The 19,770-nt window shown below is 62.7% G+C and carries 18 protein-coding genes; all 18 read left to right on the top strand.

The window, feature by feature from the left end; all coding sequences use genetic code 11:
* Window positions 1–1,863, top strand: coding sequence for a long-chain-acyl-CoA synthetase (locus ACNYC6_RS04285; RefSeq protein WP_419711237.1), 1,863 nt, complete (start codon window positions 1–3; stop codon window positions 1,861–1,863).
* Window positions 1,856–2,944 (top strand): MBL fold metallo-hydrolase, encoded by a 1,089-nt coding sequence (locus ACNYC6_RS04280; protein WP_419711236.1) that lies wholly within the window; start codon window positions 1,856–1,858, stop codon window positions 2,942–2,944. The genes ACNYC6_RS04285 and ACNYC6_RS04280 overlap by 8 nt, the downstream gene beginning before the upstream one ends.
* A gap of 69 nt (window positions 2,945–3,013) precedes the next feature.
* On the top strand, window positions 3,014–4,690 hold the full coding sequence (locus tag ACNYC6_RS04275) for a DUF1302 domain-containing protein (RefSeq protein WP_419711235.1): 1,677 nt from the start codon (window positions 3,014–3,016) through the stop codon (window positions 4,688–4,690).
* A gap of 138 nt (window positions 4,691–4,828) precedes the next feature.
* A complete protein-coding gene (locus tag ACNYC6_RS04270) occupies window positions 4,829–6,040 on the top strand; it encodes a thiolase family protein (RefSeq protein ID WP_419711234.1) in 1,212 nt (403 codons plus the stop codon).
* Between the two features lie 5 nt (window positions 6,041–6,045).
* On the top strand, window positions 6,046–6,993 hold the full coding sequence (locus tag ACNYC6_RS04265; RefSeq protein WP_419711233.1) for an OB-fold domain-containing protein: 948 nt from the start codon (window positions 6,046–6,048) through the stop codon (window positions 6,991–6,993).
* Between the two features lie 191 nt (window positions 6,994–7,184).
* A complete protein-coding gene (locus ACNYC6_RS04260; RefSeq protein WP_419711232.1) occupies window positions 7,185–8,090 on the top strand; it encodes a VOC family protein in 906 nt (301 codons plus the stop codon).
* The gene (locus ACNYC6_RS04255) at window positions 8,087–8,962 is read left to right on the top strand and encodes a CoA transferase subunit A (protein WP_419711231.1); all 876 of its coding nucleotides are present in this window, start codon (window positions 8,087–8,089) and stop codon (window positions 8,960–8,962) included. Before ACNYC6_RS04260 ends, ACNYC6_RS04255 begins: the two co-directional genes overlap by 4 nt.
* Window positions 8,963–8,973: 11 nt before the next feature.
* Complete coding sequence (locus ACNYC6_RS04250) at window positions 8,974–9,771, top strand: CoA-transferase subunit beta (protein ID WP_419711230.1); 798 nt, start codon at window positions 8,974–8,976, stop codon at window positions 9,769–9,771.
* A gap of 16 nt (window positions 9,772–9,787) precedes the next feature.
* On the top strand, window positions 9,788–10,699 hold the full coding sequence (locus tag ACNYC6_RS04245) for an enoyl-CoA hydratase (RefSeq protein ID WP_008056570.1): 912 nt from the start codon (window positions 9,788–9,790) through the stop codon (window positions 10,697–10,699).
* On the top strand, window positions 10,696–11,826 hold the full coding sequence (locus ACNYC6_RS04240; RefSeq protein ID WP_419711229.1) for an NAD(P)H-dependent flavin oxidoreductase: 1,131 nt from the start codon (window positions 10,696–10,698) through the stop codon (window positions 11,824–11,826). The genes ACNYC6_RS04245 and ACNYC6_RS04240 overlap by 4 nt, the downstream gene beginning before the upstream one ends.
* A gap of 18 nt (window positions 11,827–11,844) precedes the next feature.
* Entirely contained in the window at window positions 11,845–12,597 is a 753-nt protein-coding gene (locus ACNYC6_RS04235) for an enoyl-CoA hydratase family protein (RefSeq protein WP_419711228.1), read from the top strand.
* A gap of 9 nt (window positions 12,598–12,606) precedes the next feature.
* The gene (locus ACNYC6_RS04230; RefSeq protein WP_419711227.1) at window positions 12,607–13,767 is read left to right on the top strand and encodes an acyl-CoA dehydrogenase family protein; all 1,161 of its coding nucleotides are present in this window, start codon (window positions 12,607–12,609) and stop codon (window positions 13,765–13,767) included.
* 9 nt (window positions 13,768–13,776) lie between these two features.
* Complete coding sequence (locus ACNYC6_RS04225; RefSeq protein WP_419711226.1) at window positions 13,777–14,835, top strand: acyl-CoA dehydrogenase family protein; 1,059 nt, start codon at window positions 13,777–13,779, stop codon at window positions 14,833–14,835.
* Between the two features lie 3 nt (window positions 14,836–14,838).
* Window positions 14,839–15,990, top strand: coding sequence for an acetyl-CoA C-acetyltransferase (locus tag ACNYC6_RS04220; protein ID WP_419711225.1), 1,152 nt, complete (start codon window positions 14,839–14,841; stop codon window positions 15,988–15,990).
* A 34-nt stretch (window positions 15,991–16,024) separates the two neighbouring features.
* On the top strand, window positions 16,025–16,903 hold the full coding sequence (locus ACNYC6_RS04215) for an SDR family oxidoreductase (protein ID WP_419711224.1): 879 nt from the start codon (window positions 16,025–16,027) through the stop codon (window positions 16,901–16,903).
* Between the two features lie 228 nt (window positions 16,904–17,131).
* Window positions 17,132–17,917 carry an SDR family oxidoreductase gene (locus ACNYC6_RS04210; RefSeq protein ID WP_419711223.1) on the top strand — a complete coding sequence of 262 codons (786 nt, stop codon included), beginning with the start codon at window positions 17,132–17,134 and terminating at the stop codon, window positions 17,915–17,917.
* Window positions 17,918–17,926: 9 nt separating this feature from the next.
* On the top strand, window positions 17,927–18,397 hold the full coding sequence (locus tag ACNYC6_RS04205) for a MaoC family dehydratase (RefSeq protein WP_419711222.1): 471 nt from the start codon (window positions 17,927–17,929) through the stop codon (window positions 18,395–18,397).
* 8 nt (window positions 18,398–18,405) lie between these two features.
* Window positions 18,406–19,614, top strand: coding sequence for an acetyl-CoA C-acyltransferase (locus ACNYC6_RS04200; protein WP_419711221.1), 1,209 nt, complete (start codon window positions 18,406–18,408; stop codon window positions 19,612–19,614).
* The last annotated feature ends 156 nt before the right edge of the window (window positions 19,615–19,770 follow it).

Genomic DNA, 19,770 nt, shown 5'->3' with positions numbered 1-19,770 from the left:
ATGAACAATTTCAACAACGCAAGCCTGCTGTCCAGTGCCGACCGCGGCGTCGTGCCGCGCGAGCAGACCCAGGCCATCCTCGATCGCCGGGCCGAAGCCAGTGCGCGGATCAAGCCGGCAGATCGCTATACCCTGGCCGATCGCCTCGAAGAGCAGGCCCGGCGCCACGGCGAGCGGCCCTTCATCATCTATGGCGGGCAGCGCCTGAGTTTTGCCAGGATCAATGCCGAGGCCGACCGCCTGGCCCACGTCTTTCATGCCCGTGGCCTGCGCCCCGGGGATGTCTGCGCGCTGGCCATGGAGAACCGCCCGGAATTTTTCTGCAGCTGGTTTGGCGTGGTCAAACTGGGTGTGGTGGTGGGCTTCGTCAACACCCAGGTCAGCGGACGGCCATTGGTGCATGCACTGGAGGCCATTGCCGCCAAGGCGGTGATCGTCGGCGAAGAGGTGCTGGGCAATTTCCTCGCGACCGAAGGCTTGCCGCCGTTGCCCTTGTGGCTGGTAGAGGATGCCGAGCAGCCATGGACGGGCGTCATGCCCGCGCATGTCGATACCCGCCTGAGTGAAGCGCTGGCCAAGGCGCCGGACACGCCATTTCCACGGGACCTGCGCGCTGACCTCAGTGCCGAGACCCCAAGCTTGTTGATTTTTACCTCGGGCACGACGGGCCTTCCCAAAGCTGCGCGTTACAGCCATATGCGCTGGATGTCGACGGGCGACATCATGGAAGTCACCCTGCAGACCTCGCCCCAGGACGTGTTCTATTGCTGCCTGCCGCTGTACCACGGTGCAGCCGCCACTTCGGTGACCTCTACCGCGCTGAAAACCGGCGCGGCAATTGTGGTACGGCGCAAATTCAGTGTCCGGGAGTTCTGGAGCGACGTACGCAAGCACCACATCAGCGTGTTCCAGTACATAGGTGAAATCTGTCGCTACCTGCTCAACCAACCCGAGGTCGCTGGCGAACGCGAGCACGGGCTGCGCTGCATGCTCGGCGCCGGGTTATCCCGTGAGAGCTGGCAGAACTGGGTACAGCGCTTCGGCGCGATCCAGGTATTCGAGGGGTGGGGTTCCACCGAATCCAACACCAACGTGGTCAACGTCGACAATTACCTGGGGGCCTGCGGTCGTGTGCCGTTCTGGGAAAAGAGCAACCTGCGCCTAGTGCGCTATGACGTTGAAACCGACAGCTACCCACGGGACGAACACGGCTTTTACCAGTTGTGCGAAGAGGGTGAGGTGGGCGAAGCCCTGGGCTTGATCATCAGCCATCCGGAGATCGGCGGCGGGCGCTTCGAGGGCTACACCTCGGCCGAGGCCACCGATAGCAAGATTCGCCGCAATGTGTTCAGTCAAGGGGATGCCTACTGGAGCTCGGGTGACCTGTTGCGTTTTGATGAGGACGGCTACCTCTACTTTATCGACCGCATCGGCGACACCTTCCGCTGGAAGAGCGAGAACGTCTCCACCCTGGAGGTGGCGGCTGCGCTGGGGGACTTTGCCGGGCTTGAACTGATCAATATCTATGGTGTGCAGGTGCCAGGGCAAGAGGGGCGGGCCGGTATGGCGGCGGTCTTGATGCAGCCTGGGCACACCTTCGATCCCGAAGCGTTTTATGCGCTGACGCTGGCGCGTTTACCGCGCTATGCCGCGCCGGTGTTCGTGCGCGTTTCAGCGGCTGCCGATCTGACAAGCACCTTCAAGTTGCGCAAGGTGGACCTGCAGCGCCAGGGCTATGCACCGACGGCCTTCAGCGACCCACTGTTCATTCGCGACGAAAGCCGCGGCAGCTATGTGCCGTACAGCACACAAGCGCTTGAGCGGGTTGGCTTGGCCGCCTTTGCGGGTGACAGCCATGAATAAGCTTGATGCCCAAGGGCATGAGTGGCGCTCGGGCCTGCGCTATCCCTGGCCGCAGCCACCCGCCAATGGCGCGGTGCAGCAGGTCGCCGAGGGGCTGTTGTGGCTGCGCATGCCGCTGCCGTTTGGGCTTGACCATATCAACCTGTACCTGCTGCGTCATGGCCAGGGCTGGGTGGCGGTCGATACCGGGCTCAACAATGCGCAGACCCGCGAAGTCTGGGAAGGGCTGTTCGACACGGCGTTGGATGGTTTGCCCCTGGTCGGGGTGATTTGCACCCACTTTCACTCCGATCATGTCGGCGTGCTCGGCTGGTTGAGCGAACGCTTCCGCTGTCCGGTGTTCATGAGCGCCAGTGAATACCAGGCCATGCATCAGTTGGGCACGCAGAGCGATGTCAGTAGCAGTTGGGCGTTTCGCGAGCATTACCACCGCGCCGGTTTCAGCACCGAGCAGACCGAGGCGTTGTTTCCGCTGCTCGGTTCGGCGCATTTTCGCCCGCAGGTGCCGACCAGCTTCAGGCGCTTGAGCGAAGGCAGTCAGCTGACCATCGGCGGGCGCCGCTGGCAGGTGCGGATTGGCCGCGGCCATTCGCCGGAACATGCCTGCCTGTACTGCGCCGAGGACGGCCTGCTGATCTCGGGTGATCAAGTGCTGCCGCGCATCACTTCCAGTGTCTGCGTCCAGGTGACCGAGCCCGATGCCGATCCGTTGCGCGACTGGCTGGACTCGGTCGAATGCCTGCGCAGCGTGCCCGATAGCGTGTTGGTGCTTCCGGCACATGAGCGCCCGTTTTTCAACCTGCATCAGCGCCTTGACCAACTACGTGACCATCACCAGAAGCACTTGCAGCGACTGCTGGACGCCTGCACGGCGCCGCGCAGTGCCGTGCAACTGATGGCGGTGCTGTTCCCGACGGTCAAAGGGCGCTTCGATGAATTGATGGCCATCGGCGAAACCCTGGCTCATGTCAATTACCTCATCGCCCAAGGGCGCTTGGTACGTGAAGAAACAGGCGGCGTGTTCCGTTACGGACACACGCCTGAAGGTGTCACCGCTCAGTCTGTGCTAGGGCAGCTCTGAGCGGTCATGGGAAGTAGTGGTGTTCTTGCACTTTGCGCGGCCATCAGGTCGTTAATCGGGAGAGGCAGTGTGAATAATAAAAACAACAAAAATGGTGCAGGCCCAGCTGTATCGGGTTTCGAGTTATCGGGTCTGGTGGCGGCGATCGCACTGGTGTCCACACCCGCATGGTCAGGTGAAACCATCGAGTTCGACAACGGGGCGACGATTGACTGGACCGTGACGACCAGTTACGGGCTAGGGGTTCGCTTATCCGACCCGGACAAGAACCTGTTGACGCTTAACGCCGATGACGGCGACCGCAACTTCGACAAGGGTAGCCTGGTCACCAACCGCGTGGGTGCCTTGGCCGAGATGATCCTGCGCAAAGACAACTACGGTGCCGTACTGCGTGCCAGTACGTTCTACGATGATGTCTACCATCGTTCCAACGACAACGACTCGCCGTCCACGGTCAACAAGACCGGGGACAATAATGAGTTCACCAGTGATAACAAATACTACAGCGGCGGACGCAGCAAGTTCCTCGACGCCTACGTGTTCAGCGGCTGGCGCTTCGAAAATGATTCGATGCTCGACGTCAAGGCCGGACGCCATATCGAGTCGTGGGGTGAAAGTCTGTTTTACCCCGGTGTCAGTGGCGTGCAGAACCCGTCCGATGCGGTCAAGGCGGCCCAACCTGGGGTCGAGGTCAAGGAAGTGCTGTTGCCGGTCGGGCAAGTATCGGCTTCCTATCGGTTGAACCCGCAACTGACCTTTGGTGCGTATGTGCAATACGAATGGATGGGGACGGAACTGCCGCCGGTAGGCAGCTACCTGTCTACCAGTGATGTGGTCGGGCCAGGGCGTGAGTTTATCCGCAACGCAAACGGCACGCGGATCAACTACAACGGCACCGATGAACCCCGTGACAGTGGACAGTGGGGGGTTCAGGTACGCTTCCGCCCGGTACCGGCCCTGGAATTGTCACTGTTCCATGTCAATTATCATGACAAGAACCCCGCCACCGCGCTGGTGGGGTATCAGTCCATTCCCGTTGCCCCCGGCGTATTCGCTGGTGCGCCGAACGGCTATCGGATCACCTATTTTGAAGACATCAAGCTGACCGGGATCAGTGCCTCGACCAAGATCGGCGAAACCCAGATCGGTGGCGAGTGGTCTTATCGCGATGGTGCTCCGGTGATGGTCAACACAGGCTTGGGCCCGACTCCAACCCGAGGCAAGGGCCAGCAGATGCAATTGTCGGCCATCCGCATCCTCGGCGACCGGCCTTGGGCGAGCCAGACTTCGCTGACGGCCGAGATCGTGCATGTGCGCGTCGACAGCGTGGATGATGCCTCGGCAGCACCGAACCTGCAGGCACTGGGCAACAGTCTGATTCCGGCCATGCGCCCGCTGGTGCAGCCGTCCGATGACTACACCTACAAGACTGCGACGGGCTGGCGCAGCAAAACCGCCAGCGCCTACACCCTGGGGGCATCCTTCAGCTACCCGGGCGTGTTCAGAGGCTGGGACCTGGAAGTGCCGGTCAATTTCTCTAACGTGTTCAGCGGCGCCACGCCGATGGCCGGAACCATTTCCGGGCTGCAAGGCGATCGCCGGCTGAGCCTGGGCACCACCTTCAAGTATTTGGGCAACCTGGAAGTCGCCCTGCGGGTCACCAGCTACCTGGGTGACGCGGACCCGGTCAAGCGTTTGCTGGCCGATCGTGACTATGGCACGTTCTCGGTGAAATACAGCTTCTGATCACCGTGCAGGCGCCAGCGCCGGGTCAATCCTGGCGCTGGGCGATGTTCACGTCCAAATGGACGATCACTTGCCGCACTCGTTGTGGCATGGTCGCAAGACAAAAACAGAAGTGCACAGCCTTCGAGTGGAGGATACATGGGTCTGAAAGGTCATGCGGCGATTGTAGGTACCGCACAATACAAACCGGAAAAATACGCCACTGCGCCGAGGATGTTCCACCTCGAGCAGGTGGCCGACCTGGCGGCGCAAGCGCTACGGGACGCAGGATTGCGTGCCGAGGACCTCGACGGTCTAGTGATCAACGGCCCGCATTTTCATGAAGCTTCAGTGTTCGTGCCGGCCATGGCCGCCGAGTACCTGGGCTTGACCCTGAATTTTGCCGAAGTGGTCGACCTGGGAGGTTGCACCTCAGTGGGCATGGTCTGGCGAGCGGCCGCGGCGATCGAGTTGGGCTTATGCCAGGCCGTGCTGTGTGTACTGCCGGCGCGTCTGGCGCCGATGGGTCCTGACGAAGATCCCGGTGCGATCGCCCGTGCCATGCGCTACGGCGGCCACAGCACGGCCTTTGGTGCACCGGAGGCGGAATTCGATTTGCCTTACGGTCACATGGGCCAGAATACCGGCTACGCCATGATTGCCCAGCGCTATGCGGCACAGTACGGTTACGATCCGGTGGCCATGGCCAAGATTGCGGTTGACCAGCGCACCAACGCCTTGGCCAACCCCCAGGCGATGTTCCATGGTCAGCCGTTGAGCATCGAGCAAGTGCTGGCGAGCAAACGGGTGGCCGACCCCCTGCACATCCTCGAAATAGTCATGCCCGTGGCCGGCGGTGCGGCAATGATCATTGCCTCCAGGGAAGTCGCGGCCCGTGCGCGTAAACGCCCGGCATTCATCACAGGCTTCGGCGAGCATCTGGCATTCAAGTCGCCCTCGTATGCGCAAGACATGCTCAACACTCCGATTGGTCCTGCCTCGCGTCGCGCCTTTGATATGGCCGGGCTCAAACCTGCTGATGTCGATGCGGCGCAAATCTACGACTGCTACACCATCACCGCGTTGTTGACGCTGGAAGATGCCGGCTTCTGTGCCAAGGGCGAGGGCATGCGCTTTGTACGCGAGCATGACCTGACCTGGCGCGGCGATTTTCCGATGAACACCCACGGTGGCCAGCTCAGTTTCGGCCAAGCCGGCGCTGCCGGGGGAATGTCACAGGTGATCGAGGCCGTCACTCAGATCAGCGGTGAAGCGGGTGAACGCCAGCTTGAGCGTTGCGACGCCGTCTATGTCTCCGGGACCGGTGGCGTGATGAGCGAGCAGGCCGCGTTGATTCTTCAGGGAGCATGACCCGCATGTCGAACAATAAACCAATGCCGGTACCGACGGATATTTCTGCACCGTACTGGGAAGGTCTGAAAGCGCAACGGCTGTTGATTCAGCAGTGCAACGCATGCGAACACTGGGTGTTCTATCCGCGTCGGCACTGCCCGCGTTGCCTGGCCCACGACCTGACCTGGCGTGACGTGAGCGGTGGCGCCAGCCTGTACAGCTTTACTGTGGCCCGCATCCCAACGTTGCCGGACTTCGCCGATGAAATGCCGCAAAAACTGGCGGTCATCGAGCTGGATGAAGGCGTTCGGATCAATACCACGCTGGTGGGGCTTGAAGAGGATCAGATTCGCATCGGCATGCGTTTGAAACCGGTGTTTGCCGAGGTCGACGCAAAGGGCTCGCGGTTACTGCGCTTTACCGGCATGGAGCAGGACGGCGCCGCGCTGCAGCACTGGGCCGGGACGCCTCAGACGCAACCTGTCGAACAAACCGAGGTTGCACCTGCGCGCCTGATTGCCATGGACGATGAGGTGGCGCTGCAGAGTCTGGTCAGTGAAACCTTCAGCGAATGGAGCAACGAAATTGTTGTCGATCAGGCCTTGATTGATGCCTTCGCGTTGTTGTCGGGTGATGACTACTGGATTCATACCGATCCTGAGCGTGCGCGCAAGGACAGTCCGTTTGGCGGCACCATCGCCCACGGTGCGCTGGTACAGGTACTGCAATCGAGGCTCAAACTGAAGCTGGGCTATGAGATCACCGGCTTTGGCACCATGGTCAACTACGGCTCGGACCGCCTGCGATTCCCGGCACCGGTGCCAGCCGGTGCGCGGATACATGCGCGGGCCAGGGTCAAGCAGGTGGCGAGGGTCAAGCGCGGTACCCAGCTCACGCTGGAAGTGAACACCCATGTGGTTGGCAGTGATCGCCCTTCGGTCATCAACGACCTGGTGATTCTGTACATGTAATCCCGCTCCTGCCGTGCGGTGTCCTTCGCGCAACCGCAAGGCAACAGCAACCGACCTCGGGGCGCCACTGGCGCCCCGAACGTTTGTCTTTCCCAAATAGATCAGACCCTTAGTCTCAACGGACGATGAGGCACGTGCCCGCCCTCAGCACAATGAAGACCAACAAAGGTCCAGTCATTGAGGAGCAGGGCATGATGGATATCCGGGGGTTGAGCTACTTCGTCGCTCAAATCAAAAACCTCAGTCAGTGGCAACGCTATGCCGAAGACGTGCTGGGCATGATGGTCGTGCCTGCACCCGGTGGCGGACTGTACGTGAAGATGGACGAGCGACCCTTTCGCATGCTCATCGTCGAGGGCGCCGAAGCGGGTTACCTGGCGTCTGGCTGGGAACTGGCCAGCGAAAGCGCTTTCAATGCCGCGCTACTGACCCTGGAGCAGAACGGCGTGCGCTGGCAGGCGGGCACTGCGGTCGAGGTCGAGCAGCGTGGCGTACAGGCGCTGGTCAGTGTCCTTGATCCGTCCGGCAACCGTCACGAGCTGAGCTGGGGGCATCGCTCCGACTGCCTGCCATTTGTCTCGCCCCAGGGTGTGCCGGGTTTTATCACTGGTGACATGGGCCTGGGGCACACGGTGCTGCCGGCCCCGGACTTCGATGCCACCCTGGCCTTCGCCAAGGATGTGCTGGGGTTCGAACTGTCGGACATCTTCAACTTTCGTCCCGACCCGCTGGCGCCGCCGATCCGGATCCATTTTCTGCATTGCCGCAACAGTCGCCACCACTCTTTGGCGCTCGCGGAGTTCGCCGTCTCTTCTGGCTGTGTGCACGTGATGGTGGAGGTGGGCTCGATGACCGAAGTGGGGCGTGCCCACGACCGGCGCCTGGCCCATCAGGTCCCGCTGTCGGCCACCCTGGGCCAGCACCTCAACGATCTGATGACCTCGTTTTACATGAAGACCCCATCCGGCTTCGACCTGGAGTACGGCTACGGCGGCCTGCAAGTGAACTGGGCCGAACACTCGGCCTTCGAATTTACCCGCGTAAGCCTGTGGGGGCATGACTTTTCAGTCGGCCAACAACAAGGAGATGAGCAATGAACAAGCAAATGACGGCGGCTGACGCGGTGGCGCAACTGCGTGATGGCATGACCATCGGCTTCGGTGGTTGGGGCCCGCGGCGCAAGCCGATGGCGGTGGTTCGCGAGATCCTGCGATCCGATGTCAAGGACCTGACCGTGGTGGCCTACGGCGGACCGGAAGTGGGCATGCTTTGCGCTGCGGGCAAGGTGAAAAAGCTGGTATTCGGCTTTGCCACTCTCGACGCCATCCCGCTGGAACCCTACTACCGCAAGGCCCGGGAAGCCGGTGGCATGGAATTGATGGAGGTCGATGAGGGCATGTTCCAGTGGGGCCTGCGTGCGGCGGCCATGCGTCTGCCGTTTTTGCCGACCCGCTGCGGCCTGGCCACCGACGTCACGCGTCTCAACCCTGAGCTCAAGACCATCCAATCGCCCTATCCAGACGGCGAGGTACTGATCGCCATGCCGGCGCTGAACCTGGATGTCGCCTTTGTTCACGTCAACGTCGCCGACCGCTTGGGCAACACGCTGGTCACCGGCCCGGATCCGTACTTCGATCACTTGTTCGCCCGTGCTGCCGGGCAGTGCTTCGTGTCTTGCGAACAGCTGCATGAACGCCTCGAGTTGAGCACCGAACAGGCACGTTGCAACACCTTCGAACGCTACCTGGTCAGCGGCGTGATCCATGCCCCGTTTGGCGCCCACCCGACCGCCTGCCAGCCCGAGTACGGCTGGGACCTGAGCCACCTCAAGCGTTATGCCGCCAGTGCTGGCGAGGAAGGCGGCTGGCAAGCCTACGTCGAGGAGTACGTGGCGGCGGGCGAAGTGGCTTATCTGGATAAAAACGGCGGTGCCGAACGCATGGGCTCCCTGGCCCTGCCGGTGTTCTGAGGAAGATGAAAATGTCGACTACCTGTGAATTTACCCTCGCCGAACTGATGATCGTCGCGGCCAGCGAAGCCTGGCGCGACAACGGCGAATTGATCGCTTCGGGCCTTGGTGTGATCCCGCGCCTGGGCGCGAGTCTGGCCAAGCTCAGCCACAGTCCGCAATTGCTGATGACCGACAGCGAGGCCTATCTGGTCGAGGACCCCATCCCCCTGGGCCCGCGTGGTGACTTTGTACCGCGTTACTCGGGCTCGATGAACTTCGAGCGGGTGTTCGAGTGCGTCTGGGGTGGTCGTCGCCACGCCATGATCGGCCCGACCCAGATCGACCGTTGGGGCCAGAGCAACCTGTCCTGCGTGGGTGATTACCACAAACCAAAGGCCGCCATGCTCGGTGTCCGTGGCTTGCCGGGCAACAGCATCAACCATATCAACTCGTTCTTCGTCCCCAACCACAACACCCGGGTGTTCGTCAGTGGTGAAGTGGACATGGTCTCCGGCGTTGGCTTCAAGGCCGAGCGCTGGCCGCAAGGGGTACGCCGCGACCTGATGGACATTCGCCTGATCGTCACCGATCTGTGTGTGATGGATTTCGACGGCCCGGACCGTGCCGTGCAGGTGCGCAGCCTGCACCCGGGCGTGAGCTTCGAACAGGTGCAGGAATGCACCGGTTTCCCGTTGCTCAAGTCGTCGGCGCTTAAGGAAACCGCGCACCCGACTCTTGAGCAGTTGGCACTGATCCGTCGACTCGATCCCCACGATTACCGCAGCTCGGCGATCAAGGGCAACCCGGCCGGCATTCGCGCGGCTTAACGCGAGGGACACGAGCATGAACAGCCCTGACAGTGAATTCGTCCAGCGTGAAGACCATTCGGTCTATGAAACGCAGGAGCCGGTGTTGTACGCCGTGGCGGAGGGTATCGCCACGCTGACCATGAACCGGCCAGGCTTCAACAATGCGCAGAACTCGCAGATGACCTATGCGCTGGACGCGGCGTTGCGCCAGGCGGTCAACGATGATGCGGTCAAGGTCATTGTGCTGCGTGGGGCAGGCAAACACTTTTCCGCCGGCCATGACATCGGCACGCCGGGACGGGACATCAACAAACCGTTCGAGCGCGCACACCTGTGGTGGGACCACACCAATAAGCCTGGCGGCGAGCAGCTCTATGCCCGCGAGCAGGAGGTGTACTTGGGCATGTGCCGGCGCTGGCGCGAATTGCCCAAGCCAACCATTGCCATGGTCCAGGGCGCCTGTGTCGCCGGGGGGCTGATGCTGGCCTGGGTTTGCGACCTGATCGTGGCCAGCGACGATGCTTTTTTCCAGGACCCGGTGGTGCGCATGGGCATTCCGGGGGTGGAGTATTTTGCCCATCCCTATGAGCTCAACCCGCGCATCGCCAAGGAGTTTCTGTTCACCGGCGATCGCATGAGCGCCGAGCGCGCTTACCAGATGGGTATGGTCAATCGGGTATTGCCTCGCGAGGCGCTGGAGCAGGCTACCTACGCACTGGCAGCCAATATTGCCCGTCAACCGCGCATGGGCCTGGCCCTGACCAAGCAGGCGATCAATCATGTTGAAGACCTGCAGGGCAAGCGCACGGCCATGGACGCCGCGTTTGCCTGGCACCATTTCGCCCATGCGCACAACGAGTTGCTGTCGGGTGACAAGCTTGGCGGCTTCGACGCCAAGGCCATGGCCCAGGCGAACAAAGCTGCCGCCAGCGGAGAGCAGGCATGAGCCGCTGGATGAGCACGCCGCTGACCGAAGCCCTGGGGTGCCGCTTTCCGATTGTGCAAACTGCGATGGGTTGGGTCGCTGACGCCAACCTGGTGATCGCCACGACCCGGGCCGGCGGTTTCGGTTTTCTCGCCGGTGCGACCATTGCTGGCGATGTCCTGGAAGGCGAAATCCAGAAGGTGATTGCCGCCACTGGTGGCAGTAATTTTGGCCTCAACTTCCACATGTTCCAGGAGAACGCCGGGCAGTGCGTCGACCTCGCGATTCGCTACCGCTTGCGCGCGGTGAGCTATGGTCGTGGCCCGGACAAGCAGACCATTGCACGGTTCAAGGCTGCCGGGGTGTTGTGCATCCCGACGGTGGGGGCGCTCAAGCATGCGCTCAAGGCCGTGGAACTGGGCGCGGACATGATTACCATCCAGGGCGGTGAGGGCGGCGGGCACACCGGTGGTGTGCCGAGCTCGATCCTCTTGCCCCAGGTACTGGATGCGGTGTCAGTTCCGGTGATCGCCGCCGGCGGTTACTCCACCGGACGGGGGCTGGCCGCAGCGCTGGCCGCCGGAGCCTGTGGCATTGCCATGGGCACAAGATTCCTCATGACCCGTGACTCGCCGACACCTGAAGCCACCCTGGTGCATTACCTCAAGGTCAGCGACCCGCAGCGGGTACGGGTGACCACTGCGGTCGACGGCATGCGCCACCGCATGATCGACAACCCGTTCATCAACCGCCTGGAGCGGGCCGGATCACTCGGTCGCCTGCGCATCGCCTTGCGCAGCGCCTGGAAATGGAAACAGCAAACCGGCATGAGCCTGGGGCATTTGTTCGCGGTGCTGCACCAGGCCCTCAAGGACGACCCCGGTGCGGTGTCGCAAACGGTCATGGCCGCCAACCAGCCGGTGTTGCTGCAGCGCTCGATGATCGACGGCGTGCCGGACGAGGGGATTCTGCCCAGCGGCCAGGTCGCCGCCGCCATCGATGAGCTGAAGACCTGCCAGCAGGTGATCGAGGAAATTGCCGGGCAAGCGGAACGCTGCCTGGATGCTCTGATGGCCCGAAAACACGAACAAACGCCTGCACGGGCGCAGGAAAACTGTAGCCCAACATCAATCGAGCAGACCCGCTGAGCAATGGAGCAGACAACCATGAGTCAAGCATTTACTACACAGATCGACGCGGGCATTGCCGAATTGGTGCTTGCCAAACCGCCGGTCAACGCCCTGGACAGCCAGGAGTGGATGGACCTGGCGGAGGAGGTTCAGGCGCTGGGTGCCAATCCCGGGGTCCGGGTGATCGTTATTCGCGCCGAGGGTCGTGGCTTCTGCGCCGGTGTCGACATCAAGGAACTCGACGCCCATCCCGATCGGATTATTGCGGTCAACGCCGGCAACTACGCGGCGTTCAAGGCAGTGCATCGTACCCCGGTACCAGTGATCGTCGCGGTACATGGCTTTGTCCTGGGTGGTGGCATCGGCATTACCGGCGCCGCCGACATTGTCGTGGCCTCGGAGTGTGCCACTTTCGCCCTGCCTGAAGTGGATCGCGGGGCCATGGGTGGCGGTGCGCACCTGCAGCGATTGTTCCCGGTGCAGAAGGTCCGTTACCTGTTCTTCACCGGCGACAAGATCGGCGCCGCCGAGGCTGCGCAGTACGGTTTTATCGAGCGCGTGGTGCCCAGGGAACAGCTGCGTGAAACCGCGCTGGAAATCGCGGCCAAAATCGCCGCCAAGAGCCCGGCGATGATCCGCATTGCCAAGGAAGCCCTCAACGGCATCGAAGACGGCAGCCTGGAAGACAAGTACCGCTGGGAGCAGGGCTTCACCCTGCAGGCCTACACCAGTCCGGATTCTGCCGAAACCCGCCGCGCCTTCGTCGAAAAGCGCGACGCGAAGTTCTGAGAGGCTGCCATGGAACTAGCTTATACCCCGAAACAAAAGGCCTTTCGCCAGGAAGTCCGCGAGTGGCTGACGGCCAATCAGCCGACGGCGCCCTTGGCCAACTACGACACCCGTGAAGGCTTCGAGCAACACCGTGCCTGGGAAGCGAAGCTGTTCGAGCAACGCCTGTCGATGGTCATGTGGCCCAAAGAGTACGGGGGCCGGGATTGTGACCTGATCGAGTGGCTGATTTTCGAAGAGGAATACTATGGCGCCGATGCGCCAATGCGCATCAACCAGAATGGCCAGCTGCTGCTCGGCCCGACCCTGATGGAGTTCGGCACCGAGGCGCAGAAACAGCGCTTCTTGCCTCGCATGGCCTCGAGTGTCGACATGTGGGCCCAAGGCTGGTCGGAACCGAATGCCGGCTCCGATATGGCCGCGATCACCAGCAAGGCCATCCGCGATGGCGACCACTATGTGCTCAACGGGCAGAAAACCTGGTCCAGCCGCGCCTTGTTTGCCGATTGGCTGTTTGGTCTGTTTCGCAGTGACCCGGCTTCGACCCGGCACAACGGCCTGTCGTTCGTGATGGTGCCGCTCGATGCCCCCGGAGTGACCATTCGCCCGATCCGGGCCCTGAACGGCAAAAACACCTTCGCTGAAGTGTTCTTCGACGATGTGCGGGTACCGGTAAAAAACTGCATTGGTGCCGAAGGCCAGGGCTGGCATGTGGCAATGGCCACCGCAGGTTTTGAGCGTGGCTTGCTGTTGCGCTCGCCGGCGCGCTTCCAGGCCACGGCGCGCAAGCTGGTGCAGCTGTACCACGCCCACCGTGAGAGCGCCGACCGCGACCCGAGCATTCGTGACGCGGTGGTCGATGCCTGGCTGGGCGCCGAAGGGTATGCACTGTCGTCCTATCACACCGTCGGGCGCTTGAGTCAGGGGGCGCAGATTGGCGCCGAGTCGAGTATCAACAAGATTATCTGGTCGGAACTCGACCTGAAGATGCATGACACCGCCATGCGCATCCTCGCCTCCAGCGGCGAGTTGTTGAACAGCGCGCCGCAGTCGCCGGGCGGTGGCTGGCTCGACGGTTTCCTGTTCGCCCAGGCCGGGCCGATCTACGCCGGCACCAACGAAATCCAGCGCAATATCATCGCCGAGCGGATGCTCGGCCTGCCGAAATAGGAGCCGGCCATGGACTTTACCTTTACCGATGACCAGCTCACCTTTCGTGAAGCCATCAGCCGTTTCCTGATGACCGAGGCGGCCCCCGAAATGCTGCGCGAAATCTGGGAAACCGACGCAGGGCGCTCGGCAGAGTTGCGCGGCAAGATTGCCGAGCAGGGCCTGACAGCCTTGTCGGTGCCCGAGCAGTTCGGCGGCCTGGGCATGGACGATGTGGCCTGGTCGCTGATGACCCAGGAACTGGGTTACTACGCCATCCCCGACTCGCTGGCCGATACTGCTTACGTGATTACTGGCCTGCTCAATGGGCTTCCGGCGGACAACCCGCTCAAGGCCAGCCTGCTGCCACGCATCGCCGATGGCAGCGTGCGCCTGGCGATCGGTCACCCGATCAACCCGCTGGTGCCCGATGCAGGTATGGCCGAGTGGCTGATCCTGGCCCATGGCGATGAAGTGCATGCGGTGTCACGCGCACAGGTCGTTGTGCAGGCCAACGCCAGTATCGATGCGTCCCGCCGCCTGGGCCAGGTGAGCTGGCAGCCTGGCCCCGAGACCCTGCTGGTCGGTGGCGAACAGGGCCGTGCCTTGTGGGCCCAGGCCCTGAATCGTGGTGCCTTGTCGGTGGCCGGCCAACTGCTGGGACTGGCCCAGCGGATCCTCGACCTGTCGGTGGACTACGTGGCACAGCGCAAGCAGTTCGGCAAGCCGATCGGCAGTTTCCAGGCGGTCAAGCATCACCTGGCCGATATCGCCAGCAAAATCGAGTTCGCCAAGCCGGTGCTCTATCGCGCGGCCCACGCCGTGGCCAAGGGTGAGCGGGGCGCCGACGTCTACGTCTCGCAAGCCCGGCTGGCCTGCTGCGACGCCAGCTGGCTGGCGGCTCGCCATGGCATCCAGGTCCATGGCGCCATGGGTTACACCTGGGAAGTCGACCTGCAAATGTTCATGAAACGTGCCTGGGCGCTGGACCCGTCCTGGGGCGACCGCGCCACCCACAAATCCCGCGTCGCCGCCTATGTGCTCAGCGACGAAGCCCGGCTTGGGCCGGGCGCCACCTTCGAGGACTGAGCCATGCCCCAAGCGTATATAGTCGATGCCCTGCGCAGCCCCACCGGCAAGCGCAAGGGTAGCCTGGCCCATGTGCATGCCATCGACCTGGGTGCCCATGTATTGAAGGCGCTGGTGGAGCGCAACGCGATTCCCGCCGAAGACTATGACGACGTGATCTTCGGTTGTGTCGATGCCATCGGTTCGCAAGCGGGCGACATTGCCCGCACCAGCTGGCTGGCCGCTGGCCTGCCGCTGAATGTTCCGGGCACCACCGTTGACCGTCAGTGCGGATCCTCCCAGCAGGCTTTGCACTTTGCCGCCCAGGCGGTGATGAGTGGCATGCAGGACGTGGTGGCGGTGGGCGGCGTGCAAACCATGACCCAGATCCCGATCTCGTCGGCGATGCTCGCGGGTCAGCCCCTGGGGTTCAGCGACCCGTTTTCCGGTAGCAAGGGCTGGCAGGCGCGTTTTGGCAACCAGCCGGTCAATCAGTTCTACGCCGCCCAGCGCATCGCCGATCACTGGCAGATCAGCCGTGCGGACATGGAAGGGTTCGCCCTGGAAAGCCATCGACGGGCCCTCGCGGCCGCCGATGCCGGCTATTTCACCAGCGAGATCGTGGCCTGTGAAGGCCTGGCGTTTGATGAAACCCCGCGGATCAGCAGCCTGGAAAAGATGGCCAGCCTGGAGCCGGTGAGCCCGCAGTTTCCGTCCATCACCGCGGCAGTGTCGAGCCAAACCTGCGATGCCTCGGCAGCGCTGCTGGTGGTCTCGGAAGCGGCGCTTAAACGCTACGACCTGACGCCCAGGGCGCGTATCCATCACCTGTCGGTATTGGGTGATGATCCGATCTGGCATCTCACCGCACCGATTGCAGCCACCCGTGCGGCGCTGAAGAAAGCCGGCATGGGCATGGCGGACATCGACCTGGTGGAGATCAACGAGGCCTTTGCCTCGGTGGTCATGGCCTGGGGCAAGGAACTTGATTACGACCCGACCCGCACCAACGTCAATGGTGGCGCCATCGCCCTCGGCCATCCGCTGGGTGCGACCGGTGCGCGATTGATGACCACGCTGCTGCACTCGCTTGAACGCACGGGTGGGCGCTATGGCCTGCAAACCATGTGCGAAGGCGGTGGCCAGGCCAACGTCAGCATTATCGAACGGCTCTGAAGCCGCCCCACACTCAGGAACAGGAAAACACTCCATGGGAATCTGTGCAGGTCGTACCGTGATCATCACCGGTGCCGGAGGCGGGCTTGGCCGCGCCTATGCGTTGGCGTTCGCCGCCGAAGGCGCCAACGTCGTGGTCAATGACATTCGGCGCGAGGCGGCCGAAGCCGTGGTTGACGAGATTTGCTCGAACGGTGGCCAGGCGATCGCCAGCGATGGCGATATCACTACCCTGAGCAGCGCGCAGGGCATCGTCGACGCCGCGCTCGCGGCCTTCGGCGAAGTCCATGTGCTGGTCAACAATGCCGGGGTCCTGCGTGACCGGATGTTCATCAGTCTCTCGGAAGAGGATTGGGACATGGTGATGCGCGTGCACCTGAAGGGGCATTACTGCCTGGCCAATATTCTTGGGCGGCGCTGGCGTGACCTGGCCAAGGCCGGTACACCGGTGGCCGCGCGCATTATCAATACCAGTTCCGGGGCCGGCTTGCAGGGCTCGATCGGGCAATCGAACTACTCGGCGGCCAAGGGTGGCATTGCATCCCTGACCCTGGTGCAGGCGGCGGAACTGCGGCGTTATGGCGTTACGGCCAATGCCTTGGCCCCGGCGGCGCGCACGGCGATGACCGAAAGCGCCATGCCGGATATGGTCAAAAAACCCGAAGACGACAGCTTCGATGCCTGGGCTGCGGAGAACGTCGCTCCCCTGGTGGTGTGGCTGGGGAGCGAATCGTCCGGGCATGTCAGCGGTCAGTTGTTCGAGAGTCAGGGGGGGCGAATCTCCCTTGGCGACGGTTGGCGCACGGGCGTTACCCGCGACAAGGGCGCGCGCTGGCAAGTGGCGGAAGTAGGCGCGGCAGTCGATGCGATCCTTAACGAAGCGCCCAAGGCCCAGAAGGTCTGGGGCAGTTGAGTCCTTCTTCCGTGTAGGAGCGAGCTTGCTCGCAATGGACGTCAACGATAACGCGACCTGTCTGAATGACCGTGTTGTCTGGGCGTTTTTCGCGAGCTGGCCCGCACATTTGAAATACATTCCCTTGTAGACCCCCGCTATTACCCACCCCGTCCGTTTTGACGATGTGCCCGCTCCCGGCGGCCTTTATACCTGTCGACATCGTGTTTTCTGACAGAGGTATAGATCGTGAAACAAGCCCCTCCCTATGTTCCTGGCCACCAGTTGCTGGCTGGCAAATCCGTTCTCATCACCGCCGCCGCCGGCGCAGGCATCGGTTACGCCGCGGCCCGGCGCTGTGCCGAGGAAGGCTGCCGCGCCCTGATGATTTCCGATGTGCATCCCCGGCGCCTGGAGCAGGCGGTCGAGCAACTCAAGGCCGACACCGGCCTGGAGGCGGTGTACGGCCAACTGTGCAATGTCACCGTCGAGGCCGAGGTGCAGGCCCTGGTCACCGCCGCCGAGCAGGCCCTGGGTGGCGTCGATGTGCTGATCAACAACGCTGGCCTCGGTGGATCGAAGCGGGTGACCGAGATGAGCGATGAGGAATGGCTGCGGGTCATCGATGTGACGCTCACCGGCACCTTCCGCATGACCCGCGCGATGTTGCCGCATATGGAGCGTCGCGGTTCGGGGGCCATCGTCAACAACGCCTCGGTGCTCGGCTGGCGTGCGCAGAAGGAACAGGCGCACTACGCCGCCGCCAAGGCCGGGGTCATGGCCCTGACCCGTTGCAGCGCGCTGGAAGCTGCCGAAAGCGGGGTGCGCATCAACGCGGTGTCGCCTTCGATTGCCTTGCATGAATTTCTCAAGAAGGCCTCCAGCGAAGAAATGCTGGCAAAGCTGGCCGACCGTGAAGCCTTCGGCCGTGCCGCTGAAGTCTGGGAGGTTGCCAACGTGATGATTTTTCTGGCCAGCGACTACGCCTCCTACATGGTCGGCGAAGTGCTGTCGGTCAGTTCGCAACAGGCTTGAGGACCTCCCATGAGCACCCGATTCAGTAGTGCCGAACAAATGCTCAAGGCCCAGGGCCAGGACCTGGGCGTCACCGACTGGCTGCAGCTGACCCAGGAGCGGGTCAACCTGTTCGCCAATGCAACCGGCGACCAGCAGTGGATACACGTCGATCCCGAGCGCGCCGCCAACGGGCCGTTTGGGGCATGCATCGCCCATGGATACCTGACCCTGGCGCTGGCCAACCTGTTCATGCCGCAGCTCATGAGCATCGACAACATGGCCATGGGGGTCAACTACGGCACCGACCGCGTGCGCTTTCCCGCCGTGGTGAAAGTTGGCTCCCGGGTACGCGGCCGAGGCCAGGTGATCAGCGCCGAGATGATCGGCAGCGCCGTACAGCTGGTGGTGCGCATCAGCGTTGAAATCGAGGGCTCCGAGCGCCCCGGCTGCGTGGTCGACACCATCAGTCGCTACACCTTCAATCCCATTACCGAGTGAGTTTTTGCATGGACAAGAATGACGTTGTAATCGTTGCGACCGCGCGTACTGCGCTGGCCAAATCCTTCCGCGGCTCGTTCAACGACACCGAAGCCCCGGTGCTCGGCGGCCATGTGGTGCGGGCCGTGGTGGAACGTGCCGGTATCGATCCGGGTTCGGTGGACGATGTGATCATGGGCGCAGCCGTGCAGCAGGGCACCCAGGGCTACAACATCGGCAGGCTCTGCGCCTACACCGGCGGGCTTCCGGACAGCGTGCCGGGCATGGCCCTGGATCGCATGTGTGCCTCTGGCCTGATCAGTATCGGCATGGCGGCGAAGAACATCCTGGCCGGTGAAATGAGCATTGCCATCGCTGGCGGCGTCGAGTCGCTGTCGCTGACCCAGAACAAACACAAGAACACCTATCGCAACCAGTCGCAGGCGGTGCTGGCCTGCATGCCCGGCGCCTACATCCCGATGATCGAGACCGCCGAGATTGTCTCGCGGCGCTACGGTATCAGTCGTGCCGCCCAGGACGACTATGCGCTGCAAAGCCAGCAACGCACGGCGGCTGCCCAGCGTGATGGTTTGTTCGATGGCGAAATCGTGCCATTGCAGACGCGTAAGCAGCTGTTCGACAAGGAAGGTCAGCCACTTGGCCATGAACAGGTGCTGGCCGATCGCGATGAATGCAACCGCCCATCGACCCGAAGCGAAGACCTGGCCGCCCTGAAGCCGGTCTGGAAGAACGGTCAGTGGGTCGAGCAAGGTGAATTCATCACGGCTGGCAACGCCTCGCAGTTTTCCGATGGCGCGTCGGCCAGCTTGCTGATGAGCCGCGGGCAAGCGGCAGCGCTGGGCCAGCAGCCGCTGGGCATTTATCGCGGCATCGCCGTGGCCGGTTGTGCGCCAGAGGAGATGGGGATCGGGCCGGTGGTCGCGGTGCCCAAGCTGCTCAAGCGCTTTGGCCTGAGCGTGGCCGATATCGGTCTGTGGGAAATCAACGAAGCCTTTGCCTGCCAGGTGCTGCATTGCCGCGACGCCCTGGGCATTCCCCCGGAGCGCCTGAACGTCAATGGCGGGGCCATTTCCATCGGTCACCCGTTCGGGATGTCCGGTGCGCGCATGGTCGGTCACGCCCTGCTTGAAGGGCGTCGCCGGGGCGCGCGCTACGTGGTCGTGGCCATGTGCATTGGCGGCGGCATGGGCGCAGCGGGTCTGTTCGAACTTCCTTGATCACGAATTGAGTCGTTCGGCCCGGGGGTAGGCCATTTGGACGATGCTCCGGGTGCCGGGCAGGACGACTATCTACACACCTCAGTCAAGAGCGGTTGCAAGCGCCGCACCTCGTGGGGGGGCGGTGATTCACTTCTACAAGAATAAGAGGGTGGG

Source organism: Pseudomonas sp. NFX224, assembly GCF_048565165.1.
Taxonomy (GTDB): domain Bacteria; phylum Pseudomonadota; class Gammaproteobacteria; order Pseudomonadales; family Pseudomonadaceae; genus Aquipseudomonas.
This window is presented reverse-complemented; position numbering and strand designations above follow the sequence as displayed.

Bases quoted from the DNA above. Each gene is read 5' to 3' on its own strand.
- ACNYC6_RS04240 (WP_419711229.1), top strand. From the start codon at position 10,696: ATGAGCCGCTGGATGAGCACGCCGCTGACCGAAGCCCTGGGGTGCCGC.
- ACNYC6_RS04215 (WP_419711224.1), top strand. From the start codon at position 16,025: ATGGGAATCTGTGCAGGTCGTACCGTGATCATCACCGGTGCCGGAGGC.
- ACNYC6_RS04265 (WP_419711233.1), top strand. From the start codon at position 6,046: ATGTCGAACAATAAACCAATGCCGGTACCGACGGATATTTCTGCACCG.
- ACNYC6_RS04255 (WP_419711231.1), top strand. From the start codon at position 8,087: ATGAACAAGCAAATGACGGCGGCTGACGCGGTGGCGCAACTGCGTGAT.
- ACNYC6_RS04205 (WP_419711222.1), top strand. From the start codon at position 17,927: ATGAGCACCCGATTCAGTAGTGCCGAACAAATGCTCAAGGCCCAGGGC.
- ACNYC6_RS04200 (WP_419711221.1), top strand. From the start codon at position 18,406: ATGGACAAGAATGACGTTGTAATCGTTGCGACCGCGCGTACTGCGCTG.
- ACNYC6_RS04225 (WP_419711226.1), top strand. From the start codon at position 13,777: ATGGACTTTACCTTTACCGATGACCAGCTCACCTTTCGTGAAGCCATC.
- ACNYC6_RS04220 (WP_419711225.1), top strand. From the start codon at position 14,839: ATGCCCCAAGCGTATATAGTCGATGCCCTGCGCAGCCCCACCGGCAAG.
- ACNYC6_RS04230 (WP_419711227.1), top strand. From the start codon at position 12,607: ATGGAACTAGCTTATACCCCGAAACAAAAGGCCTTTCGCCAGGAAGTC.
- ACNYC6_RS04250 (WP_419711230.1), top strand. From the start codon at position 8,974: ATGTCGACTACCTGTGAATTTACCCTCGCCGAACTGATGATCGTCGCG.
- ACNYC6_RS04285 (WP_419711237.1), top strand. From the start codon at position 1: ATGAACAATTTCAACAACGCAAGCCTGCTGTCCAGTGCCGACCGCGGC.
- ACNYC6_RS04235 (WP_419711228.1), top strand. From the start codon at position 11,845: ATGAGTCAAGCATTTACTACACAGATCGACGCGGGCATTGCCGAATTG.
- ACNYC6_RS04270 (WP_419711234.1), top strand. From the start codon at position 4,829: ATGGGTCTGAAAGGTCATGCGGCGATTGTAGGTACCGCACAATACAAA.
- ACNYC6_RS04260 (WP_419711232.1), top strand. From the start codon at position 7,185: ATGATGGATATCCGGGGGTTGAGCTACTTCGTCGCTCAAATCAAAAAC.
- ACNYC6_RS04280 (WP_419711236.1), top strand. From the start codon at position 1,856: ATGAATAAGCTTGATGCCCAAGGGCATGAGTGGCGCTCGGGCCTGCGC.
- ACNYC6_RS04245 (WP_008056570.1), top strand. From the start codon at position 9,788: ATGAACAGCCCTGACAGTGAATTCGTCCAGCGTGAAGACCATTCGGTC.